13 protein-coding genes and 1 tRNA gene are annotated in these 17,458 nt (G+C 30.0%); 6 read left to right on the plus strand and 8 right to left on the minus strand.

All coding sequences use genetic code 11. The annotated features are described in order from the left end of the window. Positions 1-489: 489 nt before the first annotated feature. Positions 490-561: transfer RNA gene (locus WAO74_RS04065), tRNA-Gln, on the minus strand. A gap of 83 nt (positions 562-644) precedes the next feature. On the opposite strand from WAO74_RS04065, the gene WAO74_RS04070 reads away from it, so the two are divergent. After that, on the plus strand, positions 645-3,851 hold the full coding sequence (locus tag WAO74_RS04070; RefSeq protein WP_422159892.1) for a DUF2723 domain-containing protein: 3,207 nt from the start codon (positions 645-647) through the stop codon (positions 3,849-3,851). 59 nt (positions 3,852-3,910) lie between these two features. Here the strand turns inward: WAO74_RS04070 and WAO74_RS04075 are convergent, their stop codons facing one another. After that, the gene (locus WAO74_RS04075; RefSeq protein WP_422159893.1) at positions 3,911-4,204 is read right to left on the minus strand and encodes a thioredoxin family protein; all 294 of its coding nucleotides are present in this window, start codon (positions 4,202-4,204) and stop codon (positions 3,911-3,913) included. 87 nt (positions 4,205-4,291) lie between these two features. Then, on the minus strand, positions 4,292-5,515 hold the full coding sequence (locus WAO74_RS04080) for a metallophosphoesterase (protein WP_422159894.1): 1,224 nt from the start codon (positions 5,513-5,515) through the stop codon (positions 4,292-4,294). Between the two features lie 104 nt (positions 5,516-5,619). Between WAO74_RS04080 and WAO74_RS04085 the strand changes: the two genes are divergently transcribed. The 5 genes from WAO74_RS04085 (at position 5,620) to WAO74_RS04105 (ending at position 12,516) form a co-directional block, all read left to right on the plus strand. After that, positions 5,620-6,447 (plus strand): sterol desaturase family protein, encoded by an 828-nt coding sequence (locus WAO74_RS04085; protein ID WP_422159895.1) that lies wholly within the window; start codon positions 5,620-5,622, stop codon positions 6,445-6,447. 47 nt (positions 6,448-6,494) lie between these two features. Next, positions 6,495-9,344 (plus strand): DNA polymerase I, encoded by a 2,850-nt coding sequence (gene polA / locus WAO74_RS04090; RefSeq protein ID WP_422159896.1) that lies wholly within the window; start codon positions 6,495-6,497, stop codon positions 9,342-9,344. Positions 9,345-9,352: 8 nt separating this feature from the next. Beyond that, the gene (locus WAO74_RS04095; RefSeq protein WP_422159897.1) at positions 9,353-9,730 is read left to right on the plus strand and encodes a hypothetical protein; all 378 of its coding nucleotides are present in this window, start codon (positions 9,353-9,355) and stop codon (positions 9,728-9,730) included. 119 nt (positions 9,731-9,849) lie between these two features. Continuing rightward, complete coding sequence (locus WAO74_RS04100) at positions 9,850-11,517, plus strand: pseudouridine synthase (protein WP_422159898.1); 1,668 nt, start codon at positions 9,850-9,852, stop codon at positions 11,515-11,517. 36 nt (positions 11,518-11,553) lie between these two features. Then, the gene (locus WAO74_RS04105; RefSeq protein WP_422159899.1) at positions 11,554-12,516 is read left to right on the plus strand and encodes an L-threonylcarbamoyladenylate synthase; all 963 of its coding nucleotides are present in this window, start codon (positions 11,554-11,556) and stop codon (positions 12,514-12,516) included. Here WAO74_RS04105 and WAO74_RS04110 read toward each other — a convergent pair. From WAO74_RS04110 to WAO74_RS04130, 5 genes are all read right to left on the minus strand, one after another. Beyond that, positions 12,513-12,863: a phage holin family protein gene (locus WAO74_RS04110; protein ID WP_422159900.1), complete on the minus strand. Its 351-nt coding sequence runs from the start codon at positions 12,861-12,863 to the stop codon at positions 12,513-12,515. The genes WAO74_RS04105 and WAO74_RS04110 overlap by 4 nt on opposite strands. 77 nt (positions 12,864-12,940) lie before the next feature. Next, the gene (locus tag WAO74_RS04115) at positions 12,941-13,699 is read right to left on the minus strand and encodes a DUF481 domain-containing protein (protein ID WP_422159901.1); all 759 of its coding nucleotides are present in this window, start codon (positions 13,697-13,699) and stop codon (positions 12,941-12,943) included. 19 nt (positions 13,700-13,718) lie between these two features. Then, on the minus strand, positions 13,719-15,524 hold the full coding sequence (locus tag WAO74_RS04120; RefSeq protein ID WP_422159902.1) for a GNAT family N-acyltransferase: 1,806 nt from the start codon (positions 15,522-15,524) through the stop codon (positions 13,719-13,721). Positions 15,525-15,586: 62 nt separating this feature from the next. Beyond that, complete coding sequence (locus WAO74_RS04125) at positions 15,587-16,834, minus strand: aspartate kinase (protein WP_422159903.1); 1,248 nt, start codon at positions 16,832-16,834, stop codon at positions 15,587-15,589. A 2-nt stretch (positions 16,835-16,836) separates the two neighbouring features. Beyond that, the gene (locus WAO74_RS04130; RefSeq protein ID WP_422159904.1) at positions 16,837-17,316 is read right to left on the minus strand and encodes a GNAT family N-acetyltransferase; all 480 of its coding nucleotides are present in this window, start codon (positions 17,314-17,316) and stop codon (positions 16,837-16,839) included. Positions 17,317-17,458 lie beyond the last annotated feature (142 nt).

Genomic DNA, 17,458 nt, shown 5'->3' on the forward strand with positions numbered 1-17,458 from the left:
GTATTTACAATCCTAATACTTTTAGTAAAAATTATTTATTCAAAAAATCGATACATAAAACTGTTGATAATTATAAATTCGAAGAATACACAGTTGACATATATGATTATGTTGATTATTACAAGTCTTTGTAAAAAAACTAACCAACCCATATTGGGTAGGTTTTTTCTCTCTTTTAACGTAAAACGTATCTTCTTATCTCAATTCAAATGAGATGTTTTTAAGACAGAAAAATTCCAACTTTTAAACTCTTTAGGATTTTACTATTCGCTCAAATTTTAACTAGCCTCTACTCTACTTATTTCAACCTCAACAAGATCTTAAAAACTAATAATTGTATTTAATTATAAATAGTATATTTGTTAATATAAACAACTCACAGAGTTGTATTATTTACTTAAAAAATATAGTTGCGGGTGCAGACAAGGGTGCTGAAAAAAAGAATCCCTCTCAAACTTAATGTTTAAAAGGGATTTAAAGTTACTTTCGTTGGCCTACAAGGACTCGAACCTTGAATGGCGGTACCAAAAACCGATGTGTTACCAATTACACCATAGGCCAATGCTTCTTAGCGGATGCAAATTTAAAGCAAAGTTTTAAATTCACAAACATTTTTATGCAATTTTTGAATTTAACAAACTTTTATGAGCATAAATACCTCTAGAAAAGCACTGTTAAATCAATTTTATTCATATTTATTAGTAAATTCGCCCAAGATTATCAGAGAACTTATGACATCAGAAAAATTTAAAAAATGGAACATCATTTTAGGATGGGTTACATTTGCAATAGCTTTAATAACCTATACACTAACTCTTGAGCCTACAGTAAGTGCTTGGGATGTAGGTGAATATATTTCTACAGCAGTTAAGCTAGAGGTTGGACATCCACCAGGAGCACCTCTTTTTCAAATGCTAGGTGCATTTTTTGCCATGTTTACTTCTGATGTCACTGAAATAGCAAAAATGGTAAACTTTATGTCTGCATTAGCAAGTGCATTTACCATTTTGTTTATGTTTTGGACGATTACCAATTTAGCAAAAAAGTTAGCTTTAAAAACGGGTGAAATTTCTGAAGGAAAATACATTGCAATTTTAGGTAGTAGTATTGTGGGTTCTCTTGCTTATACCTTTTCTGATAGCTTTTGGTTTAGTGCTGTAGAAGGCGAAGTGTATGCAATGTCATCATTTTTAATGGCTTTACTTTTTTGGTTGGGTTTAAAATGGGAAAGCGAAATACATCAACCAAGAGGAAACAAATGGTTAATTTTAATCAGTTTTGTAGTAGGTTTATCATTTGGAGTTCATATACTCTCGTTGTTGGTTATTCCTGCAATTGTTATGTTATACTTCTTTAAAACATATAAAAAGATCAACTTAAAAACCTCTGCTATTGCCACTGTTGTATCTGTTTTTGTTTTAATATTAGTTTTTAAATTTATATTCCCATTTACGTTAAAGTTCTTTAGTGCGTCAGAATTATTTTTTATTAATTCTATTGGATTACCATACAATTCTGGTAGTGTAATTGCAGGCCTTATTCTAATTGCTTTGTTTTACTTCGGATTAAACTACACCAGAAAAAACAATAAAATAACCGCAAACACTTTAATACTTTCTGTATTATTTATTGTGCTTGGTTTTTCTTCATGGATGATGTTACCAATTAGAGCCAATGCAAATACAACCATAAACGAGAACAATCCATCAAGTGCTCGTGAATTATTGGCTTACTATGAACGAGAACAATATGGAGATGCTAATGTTTTTTACGATACTTATTATTCGAATACCTATAGCAGAGATCAAGATGCAAAAAATCCTACAAGAGATGATAAACCAAAGTACGAAAAGAGAAATGGTAAGTACGAAATTGTAAATGTTTACAAAGATGTTTTGCCAAATTATTCTGATAAACACAAGGGTTTTATTCCAAGGATGGTAAATCCTGCATCAGAAAAAATGTACAAAGCCATTGCTGGTATTCCAGAAAATAGCCAAAGAAGACCAACATTTGCCGAGAATATTAAGTTTATGATGAGCTATCAGTTTGGCTATATGTATGGCAGATATTTTATGTGGAATTTTGCTGGGCGTCAAAATGATACACAAGGAAATTTAGACATTTACAATGGTAATTGGTTAAGTGGTTTTGATTTTATTGATGAACCAAGATTAGGCTCACAAGACAAATTGCCTCCTCAAGTTTTGGAAAACAAAGGAAGAAATATCTATTATATGCTCCCTTTTTTATTGGGGATTATTGGCTTGCTATTTCAAATAAGATGGGATAAAGAAAACTTTTTCACTTTGTTATTGTTTTTCGTGTTTACAGGTTTTGCCATTATTTTTTATACAAACCCAAAACCATTTGAGCCCAGAGAACGTGATTATGCAGTAGTAGGTAGTTTCTATATTTTTGCCATTTGGATTGGTTTTGGAGTGCTTGCTCTATATGAATATTTAAAAAACTTTGCGAACAAAAAAGCAATCGCAGTTGCAGTTTCTTTGATATCACTTTTAGCTGTACCTTCTTTAATGGCTTTCGAAAACTGGGACGATCATGATCGTTCTAACAGGTACACAACTCACCTAAATGCGCAAGCCTATTTAGAAAGTACAGACCCAAATGCAATTATGTTTACCATTGGCGATAATGACACCTTTCCTCTCTGGTACATGCAAGAAGTAGAAGGCATTAGAACTGATGTAAAACTAGTAAATACAAGCCTTTTTCAAACAGATTGGTACATAGACCAAATGAAAAGAGCAACTTACAAGGCTGGTCCTATTCCATCTCAATTAACTCATGATGAATACAAATATGGTAGTTTAGATCTAGCGTATTATTTTGCTGAGTTGTTTCCTCAATTAAAAGATTCTGTGCTAGATTTAGATGATTTTATGAAATGGATCAGAAGCGATAGCAAACGTACTTTTTACGATTTAGATGATGATGGTAATCCTGAAAAAATATTACCAGTAAACAAAATCAGAATTCCTGTAAACAAAGAAAATGTTTTAAAATATGGCATTGTAGCGCAAAAAGATGCTGATAAAATTGTGCCATATATAGACATTAAAATTGATAGAGCAATAGCTAAAAACACCATTTTAATGTTAGATATTTTAAATACATTTAATTGGGAACAACCAATTTATTTTACAGGAGGCTCAAATACAGACAGTGAATATATCTGGTTGAAAGACTACCTTCAATTAGATGGTGTTGCTTTTAAATTTGTTCCAATTAAAACACCTACTAAAATTTACAGAAATGGTGAATTACAGAGAGAGTTAAGTTTGTTTGACATTGGTAGAATTGATCCTGAGAAAATGTATGCGAACATTCAAAAATGGAATTGGAGAAACATTAACGATGGTAAAATTTATATAGATGAACAGACAAAAAGAAATGCCATTTCTATGAGAAATAGTTTAATGCGTTTGTCTAGAGCATTTGCCATGGAAGGTGATACTTTAAAAGCTATAGAAGTTTTAGATTTATCTTTAGAAAAAATGCCTATTGAAGATTTTGATCATTACAGCCTTTCTTTAGAATACCCAGAAATGTATTACGATTTAGGTGAACAAGACAAAGCAAGAGCTAGTGCAAAAACCTTAATTAAACTATTTAAAGACAAGTTAGTTTGGTTTAGTACTTTTTCTGCAGATGATTTTGATATGGTTTTTGAAGAATTCGATTTAACCTTTAGATATTTATACAGAGGTGTTTTAGATCAAGTTGCACAACGTGATTCTGATGAAAAGTTTATAACAGATTTACAAAATGAATTTAACGAAACCTTAGATTTGTTTCAACACATTATACCTCAAGAAGAAATTAAATAATAGACAAAAGTAAAAACCACAAACTTAATAGTTTGTGGTTTCTTATTTTTATAAAAATACTAAACGTATTGTTGCACTAAGCCAATTAATGTATTTGCATCTTGATATCCTGTTTGGCGCCATTTCATTTCGCCATTTTTATAGATCATAAAAGTAGGATTTCCTTTAACTCTCAAGGCTTCTGCTAAAGTCTCGTTTTTCTTGATATCTATTTTTATCACTTTAGCTTTATCTCCTAAAGCTGCAGCAACATCTCTTAATGTATCTAAACTATTTTCAACTTCATCCCAATCAGCATAAAAATCGATAAGAACTGGCTTATCAACACTAATTAATTCTCCAAATTTTGTCATAATAAAATGTTTTTAAAGGGAAAAAACTTATAACTATTCTATTTTTATTGATACAAATATACTAAATCTTATTAAATAAGCTGATTATCAAGCTTTTTTCAATTCTATAACTGTAATCTCTGGCCAAATACCAACTCTACCAGGAAATGCATGATAGCCAAAACCTCTATTTACATTAATATATCTGCCAAATTCTTCATACAACCCTGCCCATTGTTTATACACATATTGAGATGGACTCCATTTAAAAAACCCAGGAATTTCAATGCCCATTTGCAAACCATGTGTGTGCCCACTTAAGGTTAAATGATAATTAAAATCGTCGTTTTTTACTTTGTATTCCCAATGACTTGGATCGTGACTCATTAAAATTTTAAAATCTTCTTTTTTTATTTTTGATGATGCTTTTGCTAAGTCTCCTGCTTGATTAAATCCCTTTCCCCAGTTTTCTACTCCTAAAAGTGCAATTTTTTGTCCGTTTTTTTCTAAATATCTATGTTCATCTAGCAGTAAATCGAAACCTATTTTTTGATGAATTTCTTTTACTTTCTGAAAATTATCCTTTTTATCTTGCGGATTTTTCCAATCCATATAATCTCCATAATCATGATTTCCAAGAATTGAATACTTGCCTTCTTTGGCTTCTAATTGTCCAAAAACATCAATCCAATTATCCATTTCATCAGCTGTATTATTTACAATGTCTCCTGTAAATAACATCAAATCAGATTTTTGCTCATTAATTAGATCGACACCATATTGTATTTTTTCTTTGTTGGTAAAACTCCCTGAATGAATATCAGAAATTTGAGTAATGGTAAAACCGTCAAAAGCATCTGGCAGATCATCAAAAGTAAGTTGATATTTCACAACCTTATAATTGTACTTTCCTTGAATAATTCCGTAAATAAAAGAAGCAAAAGGAATGGCTGCCAAACCCAAAGCAATTTGTGATATAAACTTTCTTCTACTTTCTAAAGGTTGAGTTTCTGTATTCGAAATTATAGAGATTCCTTTTACAATCCATCTGTACATATCTTCTCCAAAAAGGACTAAAAAAAATACCAATTTCGGAATTATAAAGGTTAGCAATAAACCCATTGCCATTTGAAATTTTGGTGTTTGACCATCACTTCTAGAATAGGTTAAAATGGTGATAAAAAAATTGATATAAACAGCAATACTTACTAGTAAAAATCCCAATCTCAAAAACTTATTTTTAGAGATTGTTTTAAGAGCATTAAAAGTATAAATCTCAAGAATTACGATTAAAAAAGTAACAATTATCAGTGGAAAAATCCAACGTAACATAAATTTATTTTTGGGTATTTGCAAAGGTAACTGTTAAAAAACGAATGAATTTTAACAACTTGTTAAAGTTTTTAGTAGTTTTAGCTAATAATTTTTAAATACATATGGATTCTATTGTTACTTTTTTTGAAAATCTAACCAGCTTACAAAAGTTTATTTGGATTGTTGCTTGCTTATCTGTTTTCTGGATTTTAGAAGGCGTTTATCCTTTAAAAAAACATCAATACAACAAATGGAAACACGCTAAAACAAACTTCGTTTTACTCTTCTCTACAATGATTATTAATGTAGTTTTTGGCTTGATTACTGTTGGCGTTTTTTTATGGATAGAAACCTCAAACTTCGGTTTATTAAACATGGTTGATTGGCCTGTTTGGGTAGAAATTATTTTAGCAATTATGATTTTAGATTTCACCTCACAATATCTAGTTCATTTTTTATTACACAAAATACCATTTATGTGGCGTTTTCATACAGTACATCATAGTGATACACATGTAGATGTTACTTCTGGCACAAGACATCATCCAATCGATTTTATTTTTAGAGAAACCTTTGCTTTAATTGGAGTTTTAATTGCAGGCTTGCCAGTTTCTTACTATTTAATGTATAGAATTTTAACAGTACTTTTTACTTATTTTTCGCATGCTGACATTAGTTTGCCTACTAAATTAGACAAAGCCATTAGTTATGTTTTTATTTCGCCAAACACGCACAAATTCCATCATCATCATGTAATGCCTTGGACAGATACTAATTTTGGAAATATTTTTTCTTTTTGGGATCGTATTTTTGGCACTTTTATTTACAAAGACACTAAAGATATTGTGTATGGAGTAGATATTTTAGATGCAGAAAAAGCAGATGATATTCTTTATCAATTAAAAGCTCCTTTTAAAAAAGGATTAAAATCGGCAACATATAAAGCTTAAATTATTTTTGTTTTTTGTAGTTTTATCTTTTTACAATTTCAGATAAAATGGCAGATCAAAAAAGACTTTTTTTAGTTGATGCGTATGCATTAATTTTTCGTGGATATTACGCTTTTATAAAAAACCCAAGAATCAATTCGAAAGGATTAGATACTTCTGCAATTATGGGTTTTATGAACTCACTCTTAGATGTTATAAAACGTGAAAGACCCGACCATTTAGCTGTTTGTTTTGACAAAGGTGGCAGTGCAGACAGAGTAGAAATGTTCGAAGCTTACAAAGCCAACAGAGATGCAACTCCAGAAGCTATAAAATTGGCTGTACCTTACATTCAAGAAATCTTAAAAGCCATGCACATTCCAATTATGGTAAAAGAAGGTTTTGAAGCGGATGACGTTATTGGTACACTTTCCAAACAAGCAGAAAAAGAAGGCTATAAAACATTTATGGTAACACCAGATAAAGATTTTGCCCAATTGGTTTCCGAAAATATTTTTATGTACAAACCACGTTTTGGAGGTGGTTACGATATTTGGGGAGTACCAGAAGTTTTAGAAAAATTTGAAATTACAAATCCTTTACAAGTGATTGATTTTCTTGGAATGATGGGAGATTCTTCTGATAATATTCCTGGTTTGCCTGGAGTTGGAGAAAAAACCGCAAAGAAATTTTTAGCAGAATATGGATCTATGGAAAACCTATTAGCAAATACCCATGAGCTAAAAGGAAAAATGAAAGAAAAAGTAGAAGCTGCCAAAGAATTGGGTTTGCTTTCTAAAAAATTGGCAACCATAATGTTAGATGTTCCTGTTACGTTTGACGCTAAAGATTTTACCTTAGATCAACCAGATGTAGAAAAAGTAACCGAAATTTTTAATGAGCTAGAATTTAGAAATTTACTCTCTAATTTTTTAAACACTTTTGCAGATGAAAATGCAACTGCTACAAATAGTTCAAATGACACTTCGCCTGAAAAAGAGAAACCTCAGCCTAAAAAACCAACTCCAAATGTTGGTGGCCAATTCGATTTATTTGCAGCTCCTGGAACAGGAAATCTCTCAGAAACTGAAACTGCTTCTGGTTTTAAAACCATAGAAAATACCAATCATTTTTATCAACATATAGATTCTCCTTTATCAAGAAAATTATTAATTAATAAGTTAATGCAACAAACTTCTGTTTGTTTCGATACAGAAACTACAGGTTTAAAAGCGCTGGAAGTTGAGTTGATTGGCATCGCGTTTTCTTTCGAAATTGGCAAAGGATATTATGTTTCTTTTCCAGAAAATCAAGAAGAAACCAAATCCATTTTAGAAGAATTTAGACCCTTTTTTGAATCATCAGAAATAGAAAAAATTGGACATAATTTAAAATATGATATCAAAGTTTTATCAAACTATAACATGCCAGTAAAAGGTAAATTATTTGATACCATGATTGCACATTATCTAATTAACCCAGATATGCGTCATAATATGGATGTTTTGGCAGAAACGTATTTAAATTATCAGCCAGTTTCAATTTCAGAATTAATTGGTAAAAAAGGCAAAAATCAGCTTTCTATGAGAGATGTTCCTATTGCAGATCAAACAGAATATGCTGTAGAAGATGCAGATGTTACCTATCAATTAAAAGAACATTTTACCAAAGAATTACAATCTGGAAATGTGACAAAATTATTTAATGATGTTGAGTTACCATTGGTTTCTGTGCTAACAGCTATGGAAATTGAGGGCATCAATATCAATACAGAATTTTTGCAAGAACTGTCTGTGGCTTTAACTGATGACATTAACAGATTAGAAAAAAATATTTACGAATTGGCTGGAGAGGAATTTAATATCGCTTCTCCTAAACAATTGGGAATTGTATTGTTCGAAAATATGAAGTTGGTTGATAAACCCAAAAAGACGAAAACTGGGCAATACAAAACAGGTGAAGATATTTTATCTTACTTAGCAAAAGACCACGAAATTATTAGAGACATACAAGATTATAGACAATATAAAAAATTACAAAGCACTTACGTAGATGCTTTGCCAAATGAAATCAACCCAAAAACAGGCAGAATTCATACACAATATATGCAAGCTGTTGCAGCTACTGGAAGGTTGAGTTCTAACAATCCGAATTTGCAAAACATACCTATTAGAACAGAAAGAGGTCGTGAAATTCGAAAAGCATTTATTCCTAAAAGTCAAGAATATTTATTGTTGGCTGCAGATTATAGTCAAATTGAATTAAGAATAATTGCTGCATTAAGTGAAGAAGAAACCATGATCAATGCTTTTAAAAATGGCGAAGATATTCATGCATCAACAGCATCAAAAGTTTTTAATGTGGATATTAAAGATGTGACTCGTGAACAGAGAAGCAATGCAAAAACTGTAAATTTTGGAATTATTTATGGGGTTTCTGCTTTCGGTTTGAGCAATCAAACCGATTTAAACAGAAGTGAAGCAAAAGAATTGATTGATACGTATTACGAAACCTATCCTAAATTAAAAGCCTACATGTCTGCACAAGTAGATTTTGCAAGAGAACATGGTTATGTAGAAACTGTTTTAAACAGACGTAGATATTTAAAAGACATCAATTCTAGAAATGCAGTAGTTAGAGGAGCTGCAGAAAGAAATGCTGTAAATGCACCTATTCAAGGTTCTGCTGCAGATATTATAAAACTAGCAATGATTAATATTCACAAGCGTTTTGAAAAAGAAAACTTTAAATCTAAAATGTTATTACAAGTGCATGATGAATTGGTTTTTGATGCTTTTAGAGATGAATTAGAAACCATCAAACCAATTATAAAATACGAAATGGAAAACGCTTTTAAAATGACAGTTCCTTTGGATGTAGAAATTGGTGTGGGTTATAATTGGTTGGAGGCGCATTAAGATAAATTATGGATCTAGATTACATAGAAGATTACAATGGACATGAAGAAAATATTGTACGATTATTTAATTTTGATAAAGCTGAAGCAATAAAATTCAGAGATTTATTAAAAGATACCATTATTGATAAAAAACAGAAACTAGATTTAAGTCAAGTAGCTTTTATAAATACAGATAATTGTAATTTAATTTTTGGCTTGTTTAAAACTGATGAAGGAATTCTTACGAAAGATAACCAAACGTTTTTCTGCATTTTAACCCTAGAAGGTTTCAGAAAAATGATACACCTTTTGGAACCTTTTTGCAACAAAGAAACCAAAGGATATCAATATTTATATGATATTGACAATCCAACTGATTTATTATTTTCTCCCTCTGCTAATTAATTAGCTGATTCTCCTTTGTGCGAACGCCATAAAATTTAATGAAATAAACCATTTTAATAAAGGCCTTATTTAATTATATATATAAACTAATTATCTTTGAATATTACTTTATAAAATTGATGCACTTTTTACATTTTAAAACCAATGTTTCTGAAATACAACTTCCAGAAAAATTCACGTTTCCATTTTATTACAAACCACACTTATTAGCAAAAATTGCTATTAAAGAATTACAGGAATATTTAGAAAATCAAACCGATTTTAAACACAATTTTGGTTTTATTAAAAATTCTGATGAATTACCAATTGGAAAAATGTTTGGAGTTCTAGTGGTGCAAAACAACCAAAATGAAATAGGTTATTTAGCTGCTTTTTCTGGAAAGTTAGCGGATAAAAGCTTGCCCAAAAAATTTGTCCCTCCCGTTTTTAATATGAGAACAGAAGGTAGTTTTTATATTAAAGGCGAATTAGAAATTGATGAAATAAACCATCAATTAACAATTTTAAAAAAGGATGAAAACTACCTAAATTTAAAGAAAAAAGTAAAAAAACTTGAGAATGAAATAGCTGAAGATTTAGAGTTGCAAAGAAAAAAAATGAAGCTTTCTAAAAACAACAGAAAACAAAGAAAGAAAAATGCAGCTTCGCTTTTAAGTGATAAAGACTTTGAAAAATTCACGCAAAAGCTTACCCAAGAAAGTTATAATGATCAATTTTTTTACAAAGAATTGGTTGAATATTACCAATCTAAAATAGATAAAATTCAAAATAAATTAACTCCTTTCGAAGATAAAATCTTGACCTTAAAAAAAGAGCGAAGAGAAAAATCTAATATTTTACAACAAACTTTGTTTAGTAAATACGCATTTTTAAATCAAAAAAAAGAACTTAAAAACTTGTTAGATATTTTTGATGATCCTGCAATAAAACCTCCTGCAGGTTCTGGAGAATGCGCTGCACCAAAGTTATTAAATTATGCTTTTGCAAACGATTTAAAACCAATTTGCATGGCAGAATTTTGGTGGGGAATTTCGCCAAATTCAGCAATTCGAAAACACAAAAATTATTATCCAGCTTGCCAAAGTAGATGCAAACCAATTTTGGGTCACATGTTAAATGGTGTCAAAATAGATGATAATTTATTGCTCGAAAACTTATCAATAAATAAAGAACTTGAAATTATTTACGAAGATGAAGTTTTAATTGTGATTCACAAACCTGCCGAATTTTTATCTGTACCAGGCAAAGAAATCAGTGATTCTGTTTATATCAGAATTAAAGAAAAATATCCAAATGCAACTGGCCCTTTAATTGTACATAGATTAGACATGTCTACTTCTGGAATTTTATTGCTCACAAAAACTAAAGAAGCCAATAAAGTTTTACAAAGTCAGTTTATAAACAGAACCGTTAAAAAAAGATATGTGGCTTTGTTAGATGGAATTTTATCCGAAAATAAAGGAAGCATCAAACTTCCATTAAGAGTAGATTTAGATGACAGACCCAAACAATTAGTAGATTTTGTTCATGGCAAAAATGCAGAAACAACTTGGGAAATTATTAATAGAGAAAATGGCAAAACTCGCGTTTATTTTTATCCAATTACTGGCAGAACACATCAATTAAGAGTGCATGCTGCTCATAAAAACGGTTTAAACTCGCCCATCATTGGTGACGATTTATATGGAAAAAAAGCAAACAGATTGCATTTACATGCAGAATTTATTGAGTTTTTACATCCATCAACTAACAAAAAAATGAGTTTTACAGTTCCTGCTGATTTCTAAAATAGAAATCATTTTTATATGTAATTTTGCAATTATATGAGCATTATTTCTAAAGACATACAAAAAGCAATTTCGTTATTAGAAAACGAAGAATTGGTTGCCATACCAACAGAAACTGTCTATGGTTTGGCAGGGAATATTTTTAGCGAAAAAGCCATTAAGAGTATTTTCGAAACTAAAAAACGCCCTTTTTTTAATCCTTTAATTGTTCATATTTCTTCTGTGGATGAATTGGAAACCATCGTTTCAGAAATTCCTAAAAAGGCACAAAAATTAGCCAATGCTTTTTGGCCAGGTTCTTTAACTTTGGTTTTAAAAAAGCAACCTTACATACCTAAAATAATTACTGCTGGTAAAGATACAGTTGCAGTTCGTGTGCCAAATCATCCAGTAACTTTAGAGTTGTTAGCGCAATTATCTTTTCCTTTGGCTGCTCCAAGTGCAAATCCGTTTAACAATATCAGTCCTACAAAACCAGAACATGTAGAACGCTATTTTAAAGATGATATTAAAATGGTTTTAGATGGTGGAATTTGTAAAAACGGCATAGAATCTACCATTATCGGTTTCGAAAACGATGAACCTGTTATTTATAGACTAGGTGCTTTGGCTCTAGAAGACATCGAAGCTGTTGTTGGAAAGGTAATTATTAAAAATAAAAAGGAAGAGAATCCTGATGCTCCAGGAATGTTAGAAAAACATTATTCGCCTTTAACCGAAACTATTCTAACTACTGATATTGCATCAGAAATTAAAAAATATCCAACTAAAAAAATAGGAATTTTAGCTTATAACACCTCTTGTAAAAGTGATGAAATTGTATCAGAAATTATTTTATCGAAAGCCAGTAATTTAAAAGAAGCAGCATCAAATTTATACAATGCTTTACATGAATTAGATCACAAAAATTTAGATATAATTATTGTTGAAAAAATGCCAGATATTGGTTTGGGGAAATCTATGAATGATCGTTTGCAAAGAGCTTCTTATAATTCTTAGACTTCTTTTTTATCATTTAAAAAAGAGAACAAAAACGATCTAAATATTGATAATAAAATACTAAAAAGTAAAGCTGTCCAAAAACCTGGGACCTTAAAATCATCAACTAATTTATCTGCCAATAAAATTATGATGGCATTTATTACAAAAATAAATAATCCGAAAGTTACAATCGTTGCTGGTAGTGTAAAGAAGATTAAAAGTGGTCTTACAATCATATTTAACAAGGCAATAACTACAGCAACAAGTATTGCAGAAACATAGCCAGAAACTTCTACTCCTGGCAAAATATTAGCCAAAATAACCACTGCTAAGGCAGTTAATAAAATTTTTAAAAAGGTATTCATATGTGGTGTTTTATTATTTTAAGTTACCAAAATTATACCAAAGACAAAAAGATACATTTTTGGCAGACTGCCTTAAATTAATAACTTTTTAAGGTAAAACCAAAACTTAAAATGCTGTCTTCTCTTTTTTGATTTTCTATAACAATACTCTCAAATGTATGTATATAATTAATTTTAAAGTTTAGGTACTTCCAAATTGGTAATTCTAAGCCAAAATCTGCTTGCCATCTATAATTATTAATTTCTTCTAGAGAAGGTTGGTAGTAGCTTTCATGGCTTACAATCATCTTATTTTTAAAGAGATGATATTTACCACTCAACCAAATTGTACCTCTAAAAGTATTAATATTGTTATTTCCATTATATTCATCAAGATTAAAAAGTGCTCTATCGAATTTTGTTTGTTCGTACTCGCTTGTAACAGAAAGTTTGAGCCAATCTTTTTCTTTGTTATAAACTTGAAAGGATAAACCTGCTCCAAACATAGAACGAATATCTATTTCTCTTCTAAAGTTAGTGCTTACAAAAGCAAGTAGTAATGGATATATTTTTTTATCTGGATTTAAGTATAAAAAGTTTAAACTTAGCACATCTTCATCTGCTTTTACTTTACCAAACTCTTGATATATATAAGAATTCTGAGTTTTAAAAACCATTCTTTTCGATGCTTTAAAACTTAGGTCAGATTTTGCTCTAAAAATAAAAGTTTCTACATTACCATCTTGCCAAAAACCCGTTAAAGAAAGTTGTGCTTTTAGTTTTAAAGTATCACTTTCATTAATTTGCGCAACAAGAAAAGTTGGGAATAATAAGAAAATAAATAAAATATTTTTCACTCTATTTTATTTTCAAGAATTACTTATTCTGCTGTTCTGCAGCTTTACGTTCTAATTCTGCTTGAAATTCTTCCATCACAGGTTTTACAGTGCTTTCTGGAATGTCTGAAACTTTTATATACATTAAACCATCTACAGCATTATTGAATTTTGGATCTACATTAAAAGCAACCAAACGTGCATTTTGTTTTACGTATTTTTTAATTAAGACAGGTATTCTTAGAGCACCAGGTTCAATTTCATCGATAATTTTATCGAACTTTTGCATATCCGCTTTTGTAGCATCAAATACAAAATCTTTGTCATCGTCTTTTAATTTTACCTTAAATTCTTTCTTCGGATGAATATATTGTGCAATGTAAGGGTCGTAGTAATGCGATTTCATAAACTCTATCATCAACGATTTTGAGAAATCAGAAAACTGATTGCTTATAGAAACACCACCCATTAAATATTTGTATTCTGGGTAACGTAAAGTTACATGTACAATTCCTTTCCACAACAAAAATAAAGGCATTGGTTTTTGCTGATATTCGTCAATAATAAAAGCCCTACCCATTTCTATGGTACTTTGCATCATTTGATGCAATTCTGGTTCAATTCTAAACAACGTCTGAACGTAGAAACCATTAATGCCATATTTTTTATAAATTTCTTTTCCAAGCCCCATTCTGTAAGCGCCTACTAAGCAATTTGCTTCTCTGTCCCACAAAATTAGATGGTAATAATACTTGTCGTATTTATCTAAATCTATTGCTTTGTTCGTTCCTTCTCCAACATTTCTAAAAGTAATTTCTCTTAATCTACCTATTTCGTGCAATAAATTAGGAATGTCTTTTGCGTTGGCAAAAAATACTTCGTAATTTTTACTTTCTATAGATCTACAACCATTTTCTCTTAAAGCATCTACTTCCTTGATAAATAAATCAACGTTTTTCTGAGCAATTATTTTTTTAACTGATTTCTTTATTTTTATTTTTTCAGTTGATAATATATTCTTCTTTTTCTCAAAAGGATTCGCCAACATGTATGTTTTTCTTCGAATAAACTCGTAAAAAGCGGGTATTTCTTTATACTCATCCTGGTCTGCTACAGAAATAGGTTTCCCTATTCTTACTTTTATTACTTTTCCATTTTGTGAAATTGCTTCAGATGGCAATTTTGCAGTTCTTAAGGTGTCGCTAATTCTAGATAAAAAATAAAATAAGCGACTATTTTTTGCGTGAAAATAAATTGGAATTACTGGTACATGTGCTTTTTTTATCAAACGAACAGCACCTTCTTCCCAAGGTTTATCTACTTTTAACCTACCATCTTTATAGGTAGAAACTTCGCCTGCAGGAAAAATACCTAATGGTTTTCCTTCTTTTAAATGTAACAAAGCACCTTTAATTCCAGCCATACTAGATTTTGCATCCTTTCTGTTTTCAAAAGGATTTACAGGCATTACATAAGGTTTTAATGGCTCTATTCTATGTAATAAAAAATTAGCAATTATTTTATAATCTGCTCTTTTTTCTATCAATAATTTTAATAAAAGAACACCATCTATTCCTCCTAAAGGATGATTAGAAACTGTAATAAATGCGCCTTCTTTTGGAATTCTTCTTAAATCTTCTTCTGGAATTTGAAACTCAATATTACAATCGTCTAAAACTCCGTTTAAAAATGCAAGATCAGTCTTACTTCTATTGTTTTCGTAGATTTTGTTAATTGCAGAAATTCGTAAAACTTTTATAAGAAACCATCCAACAAGCGTTCCAAGAAAACCAAATTTCTCTAAGCCAATAACTTGTGCAATTTCTTTAGATGTTACTAATGCCATAAATTGTGATTACAAACCATGGCAAACTTACTAAAAAAATCAAAACAAGTCTTTTCTTAATGCTATTTAATAATTATTTGTGATGTTTCCTTATTTACTTGAGTTAACAACGATGTTCCTTTTTGTTCAATCATTTTTATTGCAGCTTCGTTAAAATGACGAACTGTAAATAAATCTACTCCTTTTTGAACATCAATCTTAAATTGTGTTTTTAACTCGTTGTAAAAATCATCGAATTTATTAAATTTATTGTCAATACAAACAGAAAAACTAATGGCAGAGTTTTGTATTAAATTTACTTTTAGTTGATAATCGTGTAATTTCTGAAAAATAAAACTAATGTTATTTTCTACCATAAAAGAAAAATCTAATGCAGAAATAGATACTAAAATCTGATCTTTTTTTACAATAAAACAAGGTGTTTCTGGCACTAATCTTGCGCCTTTAGAAACTTTAGTTCCTTTGGCTTTTGGGTTTAAAAACGAACGAACTAATAAAGGAATTTCTTTATTTTCTAAAGGTTGTAGTGTTTTTGGATGAATTACAGAAGCACCATAAAAAGCCATTTCTATAGCTTCTTCATAAGAAATTTGTTCCAATAAAGTTGTCTCAGAAAAAACTCTTGGATCTGCGTTTAAAACTCCAGGAACGTCTTTCCAAATAGTAACACTTTCTGCATTTAAGCAATATGCAAAAATACCAGCAGTATAATCTGAACCCTCTCTACCTAAAGTTGTGGTATTTTCTGTGTCGTTTGCAGCAATAAAACCTTGTGTAATGTTTACTTTATTAATGTCTACTTTCGCAGAAATAAGTTCTTCTGTTAATTGCCAATCTACTTTTGCATCTCTATAATTGCTATCGGTTTTAATATAATTTCTCACATCAAACCAAACATTTTCTTGTCCTATTTTTTCTAAATAGGCACTTACTATTTTGGTGGATAAAAGCTCTCCAAAACAAATAATTTGGTCATAAACATAATTATATCTCTTTGAGGAGTTTCTTGCTAAAAACCAACCTAATTCTCCAAAAAGAATATCTATATCTTTATAAATAGCATCTGTTTTATCAAAAAGATCATTCATGATTTGTTTATGATATTCTTCAATAAAACTTAGCTTTTCAGGCAAATTATCCTCTTTATTGTAATATGCTTCTACAACTTCTTCGAAAGCATTGGTTATTTTTCCCATGGCAGAAATTACTACAAGTGTATTTTCTGCACCTTCCGTTTTTATAATGCTTGCAATATTTTTTACACCTTCTGCATCTTTAACGGATGCTCCACCAAATTTAAAAATTTTCATTTCTAATTATTTTGAATAAATTTTGCTAAATTTTCTCTGTTCATTTGCACAACAGACCAATTATTTAAATAAGTTGCTCCTGTACTTTTATAAAAATCAATTGCGTTTGTGTTCCAGTCTATTACCTCCCAAGCAACCCTATTAAAATTATGTTCGTAAGCATAATTTAAAACAGCTTTATAAAGCGCTTTTCCTGCTCCAATTTTTTGTCTGCTTTTTGTTACTATTAAATCTTCTAAATGAATCGTTTTTCCTTTCCAAGTAGAATAACGCTCGTAAAATAATGCAATACCAATAATATTATTTTCCTCTTCTGCAACAAAAAGATGAAATTTTGGATTTTTAGAAAAGCCATCATTTAATAAATCTTGCTCTGTAATTTCTACAGCATCTGGTTCTTTTTCGAAAATGGCTAATTCTGTAATTAAATTTAGTGCTGCTTTAACATCTTTTTTTTCACCTTTTCTGATAATAAAACTCATTTTTATAAATTTTGCACAAAGATACTTGATTTTGTAATCGTTAAAAATTAATGATGATTTTTGACAAAAAAACGAATTTTGTTCAAAATTTTAAACACTTAAGAAATCGTTATCGAATACAAAAAATTTAATTTGAAAACGT

Origin of the sequence: Polaribacter sp., from assembly GCF_049276715.1 — a bacterium.
In the GTDB taxonomy this organism is placed as follows: Bacteria; Bacteroidota; Bacteroidia; order Flavobacteriales; family Flavobacteriaceae; genus Polaribacter.

Coding starts and splice junctions, on each gene's coding strand:
- WAO74_RS04070 (WP_422159892.1), top strand. CDS start 645: ATGAGCATAAATACCTCTAGAAAAGCACTGTTAAATCAATTTTATTCA.
- WAO74_RS04075 (WP_422159893.1), bottom strand. CDS start 4,204: ATGACAAAATTTGGAGAATTAATTAGTGTTGATAAGCCAGTTCTTATC.
- WAO74_RS04080 (WP_422159894.1), bottom strand. CDS start 5,515: ATGTTACGTTGGATTTTTCCACTGATAATTGTTACTTTTTTAATCGTA.
- WAO74_RS04085 (WP_422159895.1), top strand. CDS start 5,620: ATGGATTCTATTGTTACTTTTTTTGAAAATCTAACCAGCTTACAAAAG.
- polA (WP_422159896.1), top strand. CDS start 6,495: ATGGCAGATCAAAAAAGACTTTTTTTAGTTGATGCGTATGCATTAATT.
- WAO74_RS04095 (WP_422159897.1), top strand. CDS start 9,353: ATGGATCTAGATTACATAGAAGATTACAATGGACATGAAGAAAATATT.
- WAO74_RS04100 (WP_422159898.1), top strand. CDS start 9,850: ATGCACTTTTTACATTTTAAAACCAATGTTTCTGAAATACAACTTCCA.
- WAO74_RS04105 (WP_422159899.1), top strand. CDS start 11,554: ATGAGCATTATTTCTAAAGACATACAAAAAGCAATTTCGTTATTAGAA.
- WAO74_RS04110 (WP_422159900.1), bottom strand. CDS start 12,863: ATGAATACCTTTTTAAAAATTTTATTAACTGCCTTAGCAGTGGTTATT.
- WAO74_RS04120 (WP_422159902.1), bottom strand. CDS start 15,524: ATGGCATTAGTAACATCTAAAGAAATTGCACAAGTTATTGGCTTAGAG.
- WAO74_RS04125 (WP_422159903.1), bottom strand. CDS start 16,834: ATGAAAATTTTTAAATTTGGTGGAGCATCCGTTAAAGATGCAGAAGGT.
- WAO74_RS04130 (WP_422159904.1), bottom strand. CDS start 17,316: ATGAGTTTTATTATCAGAAAAGGTGAAAAAAAAGATGTTAAAGCAGCA.